Source organism: Microbacterium sp. OR21, from assembly GCF_047306785.1.
Taxonomy (GTDB): Bacteria; Actinomycetota; Actinomycetes; order Actinomycetales; family Microbacteriaceae; genus Microbacterium; species Microbacterium esteraromaticum_E.
On record NZ_JAZEXJ010000001.1, the window covers coordinates 355129 to 369339 of the forward strand.

9 protein-coding genes are annotated in these 14211 nt (G+C 69.1%); 5 read left to right on the forward strand and 4 right to left on the reverse strand.

Features of this window, described 5'->3' with window-relative positions; genetic code table 11:
* Positions 1-2: 2 nt before the first annotated feature.
* On the reverse strand, positions 3-1079 hold the full coding sequence (moaA, locus tag V2S04_RS01700) for a GTP 3',8-cyclase MoaA (RefSeq protein ID WP_413636798.1): 1077 nt from the start codon (positions 1077-1079) through the stop codon (positions 3-5).
* A gap of 282 nt (positions 1080-1361) precedes the next feature.
* Here moaA and V2S04_RS01705 point away from each other — a divergent pair, with 282 nt between their 5' ends.
* Both V2S04_RS01705 and V2S04_RS01710 read left to right on the forward strand, forming a co-directional pair.
* Positions 1362-1892: a nucleoside deaminase gene (locus tag V2S04_RS01705; RefSeq protein WP_413636799.1), complete on the forward strand. Its 531-nt coding sequence runs from the start codon at positions 1362-1364 to the stop codon at positions 1890-1892.
* Positions 1893-1921: 29 nt separating this feature from the next.
* Positions 1922-3487 carry an NCS2 family permease gene (locus V2S04_RS01710; RefSeq protein WP_413636800.1) on the forward strand — a complete coding sequence of 522 codons (1566 nt, stop codon included), beginning with the start codon at positions 1922-1924 and terminating at the stop codon, positions 3485-3487.
* 160 nt (positions 3488-3647) lie between these two features.
* On the opposite strand, the gene xdhC is transcribed toward V2S04_RS01710, so the two are convergent.
* Genes xdhC through V2S04_RS01725 form a run of 3 tightly spaced genes read right to left on the reverse strand, consistent with a single transcriptional unit; the run spans position 3648 to position 8315 of the window.
* The gene (gene xdhC / locus V2S04_RS01715) at positions 3648-4469 is read right to left on the reverse strand and encodes a xanthine dehydrogenase accessory protein XdhC (protein ID WP_413636801.1); all 822 of its coding nucleotides are present in this window, start codon (positions 4467-4469) and stop codon (positions 3648-3650) included.
* Position 4470: 1 nt separating this feature from the next.
* Positions 4471-6834 carry a xanthine dehydrogenase molybdopterin binding subunit gene (gene xdhB, locus V2S04_RS01720; protein WP_413636802.1) on the reverse strand — a complete coding sequence of 788 codons (2364 nt, stop codon included), beginning with the start codon at positions 6832-6834 and terminating at the stop codon, positions 4471-4473.
* Positions 6831-8315: a xanthine dehydrogenase small subunit gene (locus tag V2S04_RS01725; protein ID WP_413636803.1), complete on the reverse strand. Its 1485-nt coding sequence runs from the start codon at positions 8313-8315 to the stop codon at positions 6831-6833. Before V2S04_RS01725 ends, xdhB begins: the two co-directional genes overlap by 4 nt.
* Positions 8316-8802: 487 nt before the next feature.
* Between V2S04_RS01725 and V2S04_RS01730 the strand changes: the two genes are divergently transcribed.
* The 3 genes from V2S04_RS01730 to V2S04_RS01740 all read left to right on the forward strand — a co-directional run bounded on the left by V2S04_RS01730 (position 8803) and on the right by V2S04_RS01740 (position 14168).
* Entirely contained in the window at positions 8803-10971 is a 2169-nt protein-coding gene (locus tag V2S04_RS01730) for an ATP-dependent Clp protease ATP-binding subunit (protein ID WP_413636804.1), read from the forward strand.
* 303 nt (positions 10972-11274) lie between these two features.
* Positions 11275-12642: an 8-oxoguanine deaminase gene (locus V2S04_RS01735; RefSeq protein WP_413636805.1), complete on the forward strand. Its 1368-nt coding sequence runs from the start codon at positions 11275-11277 to the stop codon at positions 12640-12642.
* Positions 12643-12704: 62 nt separating this feature from the next.
* Positions 12705-14168, forward strand: a complete 1464-nt coding sequence (locus tag V2S04_RS01740; RefSeq protein ID WP_413636806.1) for a nucleobase:cation symporter-2 family protein — start codon at positions 12705-12707, stop codon at positions 14166-14168.
* Positions 14169-14211 lie beyond the last annotated feature (43 nt).

Consider the following 14211-nt stretch of genomic DNA (forward strand, 5'->3'; position numbering starts at 1 on the left):
CGTCAGCCGCCGATGTACGACATCTCGATGCGCCGGCGCTGCGTGCGCAGCGCCGGGGTGAGTCCCGCGCGGATCTCTGAGTAGCGGTCGTCGCGTCGGCCCCAGATGGATGCCATCGCCGCCGCCAGCTCGACGTCGTCGGCCCCGCCGCGCAGGAGCGCGCGCAGGTCGTGGCCCTCGGAGGCGAACAGGCAGGTGAACAGCCTTCCCTCGGTCGAGATGCGCGCGCGTGTGCACGTGCCGCAGAACGCGTTGGTGACGCTGGAGATCACCCCGATCTCACCGTCGCCGTCGGCATAGCGCCAGCGCTTCGCCGTCTCGCCGTGCACGGCGGGCGCCACCGGCTCGAGCGGGAACACCGCGCCGATCCGCTCGATGATCTCGGCCGACGGCACGACCTCATCGAGCGACCAGCCGTTGGTGTTGCCGACGTCCATGTACTCGATGAAGCGCAGCGTGTAGGGGGTGTCTTTGAAGTGCCGCGCCATGTCGACGATCTCGCCGTCGTTCACCCGGCGCTTGACCACCATGTTCAGCCGGATCGGGCCGAGGCCCGCCGCGTGCGCCGCATCGATGCCGTCGAGCACCCGGCTCACCGGGAAGCGCACGTCGTTCATCCGCTGGAACAGCTCGTCGTCGAGCGAGTCGACCGACACCGTGACGCGCTTCAGGCCCGCGGCCTTCAGCGCCTCCGCCTTCATCGCGAGGGCCGAGCCGTTGGTGGTGAGGGCGAGGTCGAGCGGCTCGCCTTCGGGTGTGCGGATGGCGGCGAGTTGCTCAATGAGCTGCTCGATCCCGCGGCGCAGCAGCGGCTCGCCGCCGGTCAGGCGCAGCTTGTGCACGCCGTGCGCGGCGGCGACGGTGGCGATGCGCGTGATCTCCTCGAAGCTCAGCAGCTCGTCGCGGTCGAGGAAGGCGTAGTCGCGGCCGAAGATCTCCTTCGGCATGCAGTAGACGCAGCGGAAGTTGCAGCGGTCGGTCACCGAGATGCGCAGATCACGCAGCGCCCGGTCGCGTCGGTCGGTGAGCGCGACCGTCGCATCCGCCGGCCCGCCGCCGTCGATGCGTCTGCTCGCCATGGTCACGTCCTCTCGCAGTGAAACGCTAGCACCGGATGCCCGGTGGTGGACCCGCTGAAGCCCGTATCAATTGCGACCGGCGTGCATTTCCGGGAGGCGGCGGGAATGCGCTTCGGAATTCTCTGGACGCGCCGGAATGTCATTGCTATGCTCGACAGCGCCGCATATCCGAGAGCGGCGTAATTGAACATTCAGCGGTTCGACGTATATCTCGCAGAACGATCCGATCCGGATCCGACTCGATAAGCCGTATCACTGCTACGACAGCAAGGAAGCTCTCGTATGACCAGCAGCGCTCTACCCCGACCCGAATCGCAGATCGAACCCCCACCGCCGCTCGGCCCGGCCGAGTACCTCGCCGAGGCGGTGCGCATCGCCGTCGAGAACGTGCGCAACGAGGGTGGGCCGTTCGGCGCCGTCGTCGTCTCGGCCGATGGTCGCGTCTTCGAGGGCGTGAACCGGGTCACGGCCGATCTCGACCCGTCGGCGCACGCCGAGGTCACCGCGATCCGCAACGCCTGCCAGGGGCTCGGCACGTTCGATCTGACAGGAGCGACGCTCTACACGAGCTGCGAGCCGTGCCCGATGTGCCTCGCCACGTCGCTGTGGGCGCGCATCGAGCGGGTGTACTTCGCCGCGAACCGCCACGACGCCGCGGATGCAGGCTTCGACGACGCGGTGTTCTACCGCTACTTCGAGGGCACCGACGCCGACCGGGCGATCATGCCCGTGAGCGACATCGAGCTGCCGCCCGCGCAGCGTGTCGCACCCTTCACCGAGTGGCGCAGCACGCCCACTCGCATCGAGTACTGAACTCTCCCTCACCTTCACCGGAGCCGATGATGTCTTCACCTTTCCCTCCTCCCGCACGCCCATCCGACGCCGACACGTCCAGCACCGAGGTGGTCGGCAACGACGCCGCGGGGCTGTTCGCCCGCGGTGACGAGCAGCCGCAGCCGCCGCTGTCGACCGGCGCGACGAGCACCGTCGACGCCGCTCCGAAGAACGGCTTCGACCGGTTCTTCGAGATCACCCGCCGCGGGTCGACCATCGCACGCGAGATCCGCGGTGGCGTGGTCACCTTCGTCACGATGGCGTACATCGTCATCCTCAACCCGCTCATCCTCGGCGGCGTCACCGACGTCTCGGGCGGCGCACTGGATGCCGCGCAGATCGGCGCGGCCACCGGCCTCACAGCCGGCGTGATGACGATCCTGTTCGGGGTGGTGGCACGGCTGCCGTTCGCCCTGGCCGCAGGGCTCGGCATCAACTCCTTCCTCGCGGTGTCGGTGGTCGGCCAGGTCACCTGGCCCGAGGCCATGGGGCTCGTCGTGATCAACGGCCTGCTCATCGTGCTCTTCGGGGCGACGGGCATCCGCACCGCGATCTTCAAGGCCGTGCCGCAGGCGCTCAAGGCTGCGATCACCGTCGGCATCGGCCTGTTCATCGCCTTCATCGGCTTCGTCGACTCGGGCTTCGTCAACCGCACCGCCGGCGGACCGCCCGTGCAGCTCGGCGACAACGGCTCGATCACCTCCGTCCCCACGCTCATCTTCCTGTTCGGGCTGGTGCTGATCGGCATCCTCGTCGCGCGGAAGGTGCCGGGCGGCATCCTGATCGGCATCGTGGTGAGCACGGTCGTCGCGCTCATCGCGCAGTCGGTGCTCAAGCTCGGGCCGTCGTTCGAAGACCCGAACGGCTGGCACATGACGATCCCCGAGCTGCCGACCGCATGGATCACCGTTCCCGACTTCGGGCTGATCGGCCAGTTCGACCTGTTCGGCGCCTTCGGCCGCGTCGGCGTGCTCTCGGCGACGATGCTCGTGTTCACCCTCGTCTTCTCGAACTTCTTCGACGCGATGGGAACGATGACCGGGCTCGCGAAGAACGCCGGCCTGGCCTACAAGGACGGCACCTTCCCGCGGCTGCGCTCGGCGTTCGTCGTCGAGGGCTTCGGCGCGGTGGCGGGCGGCGTGACCTCGACGTCGTCGAACACCGTGTACGTCGACAGCGCCTCGGGCATCGGCGAGGGTGCTCGCACGGGCCTCGCCTCGCTGGTCGTAGGCGTGCTGTTCCTGCTGTCGATGTTCTTCACCCCGCTCACCCTCGTCGTGCCGATCGAGGTGGGCTCGGCCGCCCTGGTCGTCGTCGGGGCGATGATGATGTCGCAGATCCGCGAGATCAGGTTCACGAAGTTCGCCGTCGCGCTGCCCGCGTTCCTCACCATCGTGACGATGCCGCTGACGTACTCGATCGCGAACGGCATCGGGGTCGGGTTCATCTCGTGGGCGCTGGTGAACGCGTTCTCCGGGCGCGCGCGCAAGGTGCACTGGCTGATGTGGATCGTCGCCGCGGGCTTCGCCCTGTATTTCGTGCGCGGGCCGATCGAGGCGATGCTCGCCGGCTGAACCGCAGCAGAGAAAGGGCCCGATCGGACGATCGGGCCCTTTCTTTTCGGGCGCGTCGGAATGACGTCGGAAAAGGCGTCGCAGATGGCGCCAAAATGCATTTCCGTATTGCCGCGGGAAAAGATATCCGGAATGCGTCTCGCGCATTCCGGAGGGAATGTCATTCGGATGCCAGCGGCGCGGCCTCCTCGATCAGCTGCAGGATGCGCGCGGCGACGCTCACCGCGATGACGGCGGGCTGCTTGCCGGACACCTCCGGTACGCCGATGGGGGTCGTCACCCGGGCGAGCTCGGCATCGGTGTGCCCAAGCTCGCGCAGCTTCGTGCGGAACCGCGCCCACTTCGATGCCGAGCCGATCAGTCCGATCGACCCGAGCGAGGGTGTGCGCAGCGACTGGTCGACGATCGCGAGATCCTCGACGTGGTCGTGGGTCATGACGAGCACGTGGGCGCCGTCGGGAATGCTCAGCAGCGCCGCCTCCGGCACGGGCGCGTGATGCGCCCGGACGCTCGCCACGGCGTCGCTCGTCACCGGTGCCAGCCGTGCGGCATCGAGCATCTCGGCGCGCGAGTCGACCAGGTGCAGCGACAGCTCATGGCGCGACAGGATGCGCGCGAGCTCGAGGCCGACGTGGCCAATGCCGAACACCGCCACCGACGGCACCACGCGCACGGGTTCCAGCATGATGGTGACCTCTCCTCCGCAGCACTGCACCCCGTACTCGGTCGTCGCCTTGTCGCTGAGGGTCAGGGTGAGCAGCTGCGGCTCCGCGGTGCCGGATGCGAGCATCTCGCGGGCGCGATCGGCGGCGGTGGCCTCGAGGTTGCCGCCGCCGATCGTGCCGAACTGATCGTCCGGCGAGATGACCATCTTCGCGCCGCCGTTGCGCGGCGCGTGCCCGCGCACCATCGCGAGCGTCACGATCACCGCCGGGGTGCGGCTCTCGCGCAGCGCGCGCAGGGCGTCCAGCCAGTCGACCATGTCAGACGGCGGCGAGCTCGGGCTCCGGCTCCGCCGCGCCGAGAGCCGCCCGGGCGGCCTCGACCGCCCAGTACACCGACTCCGGCGTCGCGGGCGACGCCAGATCGACCGAGTGACCCGCCGGGCCGAAGGCCGCGACCGCCTGGCGCAGCGCCTCGCGGGCGCTGAACGCGAGCATGAACGGCGGCTCGCCGACGGCTTTGGAGCCGTAGACCGCGCCGTCCTCGCGGGCGTTCTCGAACAGGCGCACGCGGAACTCCTCGGGCATCTCCGAGAAGCTCGGCAGCTTGTAGGTCGACGCCGACTGGGTCTGCAGACGGCCGCGGTGCGGCCCGTCGGTGGCATCCCACCGCAGATCCTCCAGCGTCAGCCAGCCCATGCCCTGCACGTACGCGCCCTCGATCTGGCCGATGTCGAGCATCGGCGAGAGCGAGTCGCCCACGTCGTGCACGATGTCGACGCGGCGGATGCGGTACGTGCCCGTGAAGCCGTCGATCTCGACCTCGGTCGCGGCCGCGCCGTAGGCGAAGTACTTGAACGGCGAGCCCTTCATGGTCTCGGGGTTCCAGTGCAGGCCGGCGGTGCGGTAGTAGCCGGCGGCGAACAGCTGCACGCGCTGGAAGTACGCCGCCTTCGCGACCTCGGCGAAGGTCAGCCGCTCCTCCTTGCCGAGGGCGGTCACGAAGCCGCCGCCGAAGCGCACGTCGCGCTCGTCGACGCCCAGCAGGCGTCCGGCCACCGCGGCCATCCGCTCGCGGATCTGATCGCAGGCGTTCTTCACCGCGCCGCCGTTGAGGTCGGCACCCGAAGACGCGGCCGTGGCCGACGTGTTGGGCACCTTGTCGGTGCGGGTCGGAGCGAGGCGCACCTGGTGCAGCTCGAGTCCCAGAGCGGTGGCCGCGATCTGCAGCATCTTGGTGTGCAGACCCTGGCCCATCTCGGTTCCGCCGTGGTTGACCAGCACCGAGCCGTCCTTGTAGACGTGCACGAGGGCACCGGCCTGATTGAACGCCGCGAAGTTGAACGAGATCCCGAACTTGATCGGCGTCATCGCGACCGCGCGCTTCACGTCGGGATGCGCCGCGTTGAACGCGTCGATCTCGGCGCAGCGCTCTGCGATCGACGCCTCGTCGGCGAGCTGGTCCCAGATCGTCGGCATCCGCTCGGCGTCCTTCACGAGCTGACCGTACGGCGTGCTCTGACCCGGCTGGTAGAAGTTGCGGCGGCGCAGCTCGAGCGGATCGATGCCGAGCGTCGGGGCGACCCTGCCCAGGATGTCCTCGATGAGGAACACGCCCTGCGGGCCGCCGAAGCCGCGGTACGCGGTGTTCGACTGCTTGTTCGTCTTCGCGATGCGCCCGTAGGCGTGCACGTTCGGGATCCAGTAGGCGTTGTCGAGGTGGCAGAGCGCGCGGCCCAGCACCGGCTCCGACAGGTCGATCGACCAGCCGCCGTCGGCGGTGAGCACGGCGTCGAGCGCCTGCAGCATGCCGTTCTCGTCGAGGCCGACCTTCCAGCTGATGTGGAACGGATGCCGTTTGCCGGTCATCGTGAGGTCCTGCGTGCGGTTCAGGCGCACCCGCACCGGGCGCCCGGTGAGCTTGGCGCCGAGAGCGGCGACGGCCGCGAAGCCGTGCGGCTGCATCTCCTTGCCGCCGAAGCCGCCGCCCATGCGCAGGCACTGCACGGTGACCTCGTTGGCGTGGATGCCGAGCACGTGCGAGACGAGGTCCTGCGTCTCGGTGGGGTGCTGCGTCGAGCACTGGATGAAGTACTGCCCTTCCGAGTCGCGCACGGCGAACGACGCGTGGGTCTCGAGATAGAAGTGCTCTTGACCGGCGAACTCGGTGACACCCTCGAAGACGTGCGTCGAGGTGGCCAGCGCCGCAGTCGCGTCACCCCGCTCGACGGTGCGCGGGGTGCCCATGAACGACTGCGCCTCGATGGCGTCGTGCACGGTGATGAGCGACGGCAGCTCGTCATACTCGACCTTCACCCGCTCGGCGCCGAGACGCGCGGCCTCGGTCGTCTCGCCGAGCACCCACACCAGCGCGTGGCCGTAGAACATCGCCTCGCTCGGGAAGAGCGGCTCGTCGTTGCGGATGCCGGCGTCGTTGAGCCCGGGCACGTCGTCGGCGGTGAGCACCCGCACGACGCCCGGCACCTCGTAGGCGCCGGAGACGTCGATCGTCACGCGCGCGTGCGCGCTGGTGGACTGCACCGGCCAGGCGGTGAGAACGCCGGCGGTCTGCGCGGCGATGTCGTCGGTGTACATCGCCGCTCCGGTGACGTGCAGCGCCGCACTCTCGTGAGGCGCGCGGTGCCCGACGACGGGGTTCTCGGGGCGGTCGGCGAGAGCACTCATGCCGACACCTCCTTCGACTGGATGACGGTCTGGCTGTAGAACTTCAGCAGGGCGGAGCCCAGCATGTGCGAGCGGTAGTCGCTGCTCGCGCGGTGGTCGGACATCGGCGTCCCCTCGGACTGCAGCACGGCCGACGCCGCCTTGACCGTGGCGATGTTCCACGGTCGTCCGATCAGCGCCTCCTCGGTGGCGCGAGCGCGAAGCGGAGTGGCGGCCACGCCGCCCAGGCCGATCCGAGCCGACGTGACCGTGCCGCCGGTGATGTCGAACGCGAAGCCGATCGCGACCGACGAGATGTCGTCGAACCGTCGCTTGGTGATCTTGTGGAAGGCGGTGTACTCGGCCAGAGGCAGCGGGATGCGCACCGACCTGATCAGCTCGTCCTTCGCGCGCACGGTCTGCCGGTAGCCGGTGAAATACTCGGCCAGCGGCACCTCGCGCTCGCCGTCGGCGGATGCCAGCACCAGGCGCGCATCGAGGGCCAGCAGGGCCGGCGGGGTGTCGCCGATCGGCGATCCGGTGCCGAGGTTGCCGCCGATCGTGCCGCGGTTGCGGATGAGGCGGGAGGCGAACTGCGGGAAGAGCTTGGCGAGCAGCGGCACGCGGCCGGCGAGTCGGCGCTCGACGTCGGACAGCGGCAGGGCCGCGCCGATCTCTACGTGCTCGTCGGTCTCGGTGAGCCCGCGCAGCTCGTCGAGCTGGTCGATCGCGACGACCAGCGGGGCACGGCGGCCGCGCAGGTTCACCTCGACACCCCAGTCGGTGGATCCGGCGACGATCAGGGCATCCGGCTCGTCCCGGAGGAGCCGCAGGGCGTCGGCGAGGGTCGCGGGGCGCACGAATCGCGACCCGCCCACCTCGGCATCGGTGGCGACGACCGCGGGAGCGGGCTGCGCCAGCCGCTGCTGCAGCGGGTCGTCGTGCTCGGGGGAGCCGAGCGAGTACGCGGCGTCGCGGATGGGGCGGTAGCCGGTGCAGCGGCACAGGTTGCCGCTGAGGGCGTGCAGGTCGAAGCCGTTGGGCCCGGCTTCGAGGCCGTCGTCGTCGGGGCCCTCGCCGTGCTGCTGCTCGCCGTCGTGGGCGGGGCAGGCGTCGCCGCGCTCGGGGCGGTAGTACTCCGCGGCCATGCTGCACGCGAATCCGGGGGTGCAGTACCCGCACTGCGAACCACCGGCCTCGGCGAGCTTCTGCTGCACCGGATGCAGGTCGTCGACGCCGCCGAGGCCCTCGGCGGTCACGATCTCCTGCCCGTCGAGGGCGTACACCGGAACCAGGCAGGCGTTCACGGGGGTCCAGCGGGTGGTGCCGTCGGCGTCGGGGGTCGCGATCATCATCGCGCAGGCGCCGCACTCGCCTTCGGCGCAGCCCTCCTTGCTGCCGGGAAGGCCCGCGTCGCGCAGCCAGTCCAGCGCCGTCACATGCGTGGCCACACCGTCGATCGGGCGGCTGCGCCCGTTGACGGTGACCGTGATGTCAGTCATTGTCTCTCCTCGGGTATGACGCGGGGCGTCTGGGTGCACGCTGCTCGCGTGCCTGCTGGGATCCCGAGGGGTGAGCGCCGCGCTGCGCTCGCACCGGGCGATCACATCGCGACATCGCGCGCGGTTGCGGTGAGTCTAGGCGAACCGACGGCGAGGCCTCGGAATCGTTATGAAGCGCGATTCCGTGGGCGGCGGCTCAGGCGCCGTGGGCGTACCAGTTCCCCCATGCGGTGGAGCTCTCAGAGGGGGCGGTGGCGTGGACATCGATGTGCTGCGTCATCACGGCCCCTTCTCTTCGCTGAGTTCCGGCTCTTCGCTGAGTTCCGGCTCTTCGCTGAGTTCCGGAGGAAGTCGCTCCGGTCGTCGGTCAGTGTAGCCGTGGGCGTCAGAGCCGGTCAAGAGCATGCCCCTTGCCGTTCGACCGCTCAGGATCTAAACTTGAGTCAAGACAACTCAAGTTTGAAGGAGACTCCTCCAGGAGGAACGAATGACCAACCCGGCACAGAGCTCTCAGCAGTCTGGACAGGAAGAACAGCAAAGCGCCCTCGAGCAGTTCGGCATCAACCTCACCGATCGCGCCCGGCAGGGCAAGCTCGACCCGGTGATCGGCCGCGACAGCGAGATCCGTCGGGTGAGCCAGGTGCTCACCCGACGCACGAAGAACAACCCCGTGCTCATCGGCGAGCCCGGCGTCGGCAAGACCGCCGTCGTCGAGGGTCTCGCGCAGCGCATCGTCGCCGGTGACGTCGCCGAATCACTGAAGGACAAAGAGCTCGTCTCGCTCGACATCTCCGCTCTCGTCGCCGGCGCCATGTACCGGGGGCAGTTCGAGGAGCGGCTGAAGAGCGTGCTCAAGGAGATCACCGAGTCCGACGGCAAGGTCATCACCTTCATCGACGAGCTGCACGTGCTGATGGGCGCCGGTGGTGGCGAGGGCTCGGTCGCGGCGTCCAACATGCTCAAGCCCATGCTCGCCCGCGGCGAGCTGCGCATGATCGGCGCCACCACCCTCAACGAGTACCGCGAGTTCATCGAGAAGGACGCAGCCCTCGAGCGTCGGTTCCAGCAGGTGTACGTCGGCGAGCCCTCGGTCGAGGACACCGTGGCGATCCTGCGCGGGCTCAAGGGCCGGTACGAGGCGCACCACGGGGTAACGATCTCCGATACGGCGCTCGTGGCATCCGCCGCCCTGTCGAACCGCTACCTGCCCAGCCGGCAGCTGCCCGACAAGGCGATCGACCTGATCGACGAGGCCATGTCGCGGCTGAAGATGGAGATCGACTCCTCGCCCGTCGAGATCGACGAGCTCAAGCGCCAGGTCGACCGGATGAAGCTCGAGGAGCTCGCGCTCAAGCGCGAGAAGGACGCTGCCTCGAAGGAGCGCCTCGCCGCGCTGCGCGAGCAGATGGCCGGGCTCGAGAGCCGGCTCGCCGAGCTCGAAGAGCGCTGGGCGCGCGAGCGTCAGGGGCTGAACCGGGTCGGCGACCTGAAGAAGCAGCTCGACGAGGCGACGACGCAGCGCGACCTCGCGATGCGCGAAGGCGACTACACCAAAGCATCCAAGCTCGAGTACGAGACCATCCGGCGCCTCAACGCCGAGATCGCCGAGGCCGAGCAGGCCGAGGCGGCCGTCTCGAACGAGGGGCGGATGGTCAACGAGCAGGTCACCGAAGAGGACATCGCCGCCGTGATCGCCGCCTGGACGGGCATCCCGGTCGGACGCCTTCTGCAGGGTGAGAGTGAGAAGCTGCTGCATCTCGAGAGCGAGCTCGGCAAGCGCCTGATCGGGCAGAAGGATGCCGTGAAGGCTGTGTCGGACGCCGTCCGGCGCTCGCGCGCCGGCATCAGCGACCCCGGTCGTCCGACGGGATCGTTCCTCTTCCTCGGTCCGACCGGCGTGGGCAAGACCGAGCTGGCCAAGGCGCTCGCGGAGTTCCTCTTCGACGACGAGCACGCCATGGTGCGCATCGACATGAGCGAGTACGGCGAGAAGCACTCGGTCTCGCGCCTGGTCGGCGCCCCTCCCGGGTACATCGGCTACGAGCAGGGCGGTCAGCTGACCGAGGCCGTGCGGCGGCGCCCGTACTCGGTGGTGCTGCTCGACGAGGTCGAGAAGGCGCATCCCGAGGTGTTCGATGTGCTGCTGCAGGTGCTCGACGACGGGCGGCTGACCGACGGCCAGGGCCGCACGGTCGACTTCTCGAACGTCATCCTGATCCTCACCTCGAACATCGGCTCGCCGATCCTCATCGACCCCGTCATGTCGACCGACGACAAGCGCGAGGCGGTGATGGCGCTGGTGCGGCAGTCGTTCCGCCCCGAGTTCCTGAACCGGCTCGACGACATCGTCATGTTCCAGGCGCTCTCGCACGACGATCTCGCGCAGATCGTCGAGCTCGCGGTCGACGGTCTGCAGCGCCGGCTCGGCGACCGCAGGCTGACGCTGGCGGTGACTCCGGATGCCCGTGCGTGGCTCGCCGAGCGAGGCTACGACCCCGTGTTCGGTGCGCGTCCGCTGCGCCGGCTCATCCAGACAGAGGTGCAGAACCGACTCGCGACAGCGCTGCTCTCGGGCGGCGTGCACGACGGCGACACGGTGCGCGTCGACGTCGCCGCCGACGGCGGCAGCCTGGTGCTCACCTCCGACGGCAGCTGACCCGCGCCCGCCGACCCCCACCGACCCCGCGAGACTTCCGTTCCGGCACGAGACCTGCGCTCTGACGCGCATTCTCATGCTGGAAAAGAAGTCTCGCGGGGTCGTCGGCGTTGTGGACTAGATTTCAGGATGCGGAATAGTACATTCGGCTTTCGGAAAAAATCATTGACCTGCAAGCGGTCGCGTGATTGAATCTGGACTACTCCGAAGAAGGAGCACCTGGATCAGCAGACAGGCGAACTGAGCTGGCTCCCCGAAGAGCCGGATACACCGGCTTCACTGATCCCGATATGGAGTCCTCCCATGACCGCACCGACGCGCAGCCTCTGGCTGAAGAACCCGCTCGGCATCCACACCGGTGACAGCGCCGACGCCCGCGGCGGCCTCGTCATCGAGGGCGCCCGCGTGCTCGAAGCCGTCCCGCTCGGCGGCGCCCCCACGCGGCCCGTCGACGAGACCGTCGACGCCTCGCGGCACGTGATAATCCCCGGTCTGATCAACACGCACCACCACTTCTACCAGACGCTCACCCGTGCCTGGACACCGGTCGTCAGCGCCGAGCTCTTCGGCTGGCTGAAGGGCCTGTACGGCGTGTGGGCAGGACTCGCCCCCCGCGACCTCGAGCTGGCCACCACCGCCGCGCTCGCCGAGCTGCTGCTGTCGGGCTGCACCACCGCGGCCGACCACCACTACCTGTTCCCGAACGGGCTGGAGGAGGGCATCGACGTGCAGGTCGACGTTGTGCGACGCCTCGGCATGCGCGCCACCCTCACCCGCGGCTCGATGTCGCTCGGCGAGAGCGACGGAGGTCTGCCTCCGCAGCAGACGGTGCAGGATGCCGACACGATCCTCGCCGACAGCGAACGGCTCGTCGGCGCTTACCACGAGCGCGGTGAGGGCGCCCGCGTGCAGATCGGCCTCGCGCCGTGCTCGCCGTTCTCGGTGACGACCGGGGTGATGCGCGACACCGCGCAGCTGGCCTCGCAGCTCGACGTGCGCCTGCACACTCACCTCGCCGAGACCCTCGACGAGGAGGACTTCTGCCGCGAGATGTTCGGTCTGCGCACGGTCGACTACCTCGAGAGCGTCGGCTGGCTCTCGGATCGCACCTGGCTGGCCCACGGCATCCACTTCGACGACGCCGAGGTGGCCCGGCTGGGAGCCGCCGGCACCGCGGTGTCGCACTGCGCCACCTCGAACATGCGCCTGGCCTCGGGCATCGCCCGTGCCGTCGAGCTGGAGGAGGCGGGCGTGCCGGTCGGCCTCGGCGTCGACGGCTCGGCATCCAACGACGGATCGAACATGATCCAGGAGGTGCGCCAGGCGCTCTACCTGCAGCGGCTGCGCTACGGCGCCGCCGCGGTCACCCCCGAGCGCGCGCTCGGCTGGGCGACCGAGGGCTCGGCGCGCGCACTGGGCCGCGACGACATCGGCGTGCTCGCCCCGGGCAGGCAGGCCGACCTGGCTATGTTCACACTGGACGAGCTGCGCTTCTCAGGCAGCCATGACCCGGTCGCCGCACTGCTGCTGTGCGGCGCCGAGCGCGCCGACCGCGTCATGGTCGGCGGCACCTGGCGGGTGCTCGACGGCCAGATCGTCGGCCTCGACCTGCAGCAGCTCATCGCACACCACAGCGAGGCGGCCCGCGGGCTGCTCGCCCGACACTCCTGAGATCCACCGCACCGCCCGCACCACAACCCGATACACCCCACACTCGACGAAGAGGTCCAGAAATGAGTAGGAAGAACAAGGAAGCGCTTCGCCCCGAAGACGAGCGCCTGTCCATCGGCGCCACCTTCGGGTACGGCCTTCAGCACGTGCTCACCATGTACGGCGGCATCATCGCCCCGCCGCTGATCATCGGCCAGCTCGCCGGTCTCAGCCCCGAGGAGATCGGCGTGCTCATCGCGTCGTGCCTCTTCATGGGCGGCCTCGCGACCATCCTGCAGACCGTCGGCGTGCCGTTCTTCGGCTCGCAGCTGCCGCTCGTGCAGGGCGTGTCGTTCGCCGGCGTGGCCACCATGGGCGCGATCGTGACCAACGGCGGCGGACTGCCGGCGGTCTTCGGATCGGTGATAGCGGCATCCGTCATCGGCCTGCTCATCGCCCCCGTCTTCGCGATGGTGATCCGCTTCTTCCCGCCGGTCGTCACCGGCGTCGTCATCACCACGATCGGCCTCACTCTGCTGCCCGTCGCGGCACGCTGGGCGATGGGCGGAAACGCCACCGCCGACGACTTCGGATCGCCGCAGAACCTGCTGCTCGCCTTCGTGACGCTGCTGTTCGTGCTGATCCTCAGCAAGGTGCCGATCGGCGCCGTCTCCCGCCTGTCGATCCTGCTCGCGATCGTCGCCGGCACGATCTTCGCCGCCTTCCTCGGCCGCGTCGACTTCTCGCAGGTCGGCGATGGCGCGATCTTCGCGTTCCCGACGCCGTTCGCGTTCGGCTGGCCGACCTTCGAGATCGCCGCGATCATCTCGATGTTCATCGTGATCCTGGTGACCCTCACCGAGACCACCGCCGACATCCTGGCCGTGGGCGAGATCGTGGGCACGAAGGTCGACAAGAAGCGCATCGCCGACGGCCTTCGCGCCGACATGCTCTCCAGCGCCGTGTCGCCCGTCTTCGGCACCTTCACCCAGTCGGCGTTCGCGCAGAACGTGGGTCTGGTCGCCATCACCGGCGTGAAGAGCCGCTTCGTCGTCACCGCCGGCGGTGTCGTGCTGGTGATCCTGGGTCTGCTGCCGGTCCTCGGTCGCGTCGTGGGCGAGATCCCCTCTCCGGTGCTGGGTGGCGCGGGCATCGTGCTGTTCGGCTCGGTCGCGGCATCCGGCATCCGCACCCTGGCCAAGGTCGACTACCGCGGCAGCATGAACCTGGTCATCGTGGCGGCGTCGCTGGGCATCGGCATGCTGCCGATCGCGGCACCGACCATCTACGACCAGATGCCCGACTGGTTCAACACCATCTTCCACTCGGGTATCAGCTCGGCCGCAGTCGCCGCGATCTTCCTGAACCTGCTGTTCAACCACGTCGGCGCTCGCCGCTCGAAGGGTGCCAACAGCTTCGTCGCCGCTCCCACGCGCAGCATCCCGGTGCAGTACCTCGACGCGCTCGAGGACGGCGACTCGGTCGTCGACGGCAAGATCGTCGACCGCGAGGGCAAGGAAGTGCCGGTGCACGCCAACGAGCACTGACGCTCGGACGCACTGACACCTCTGGCCCCCGCTGCAGTCTCTG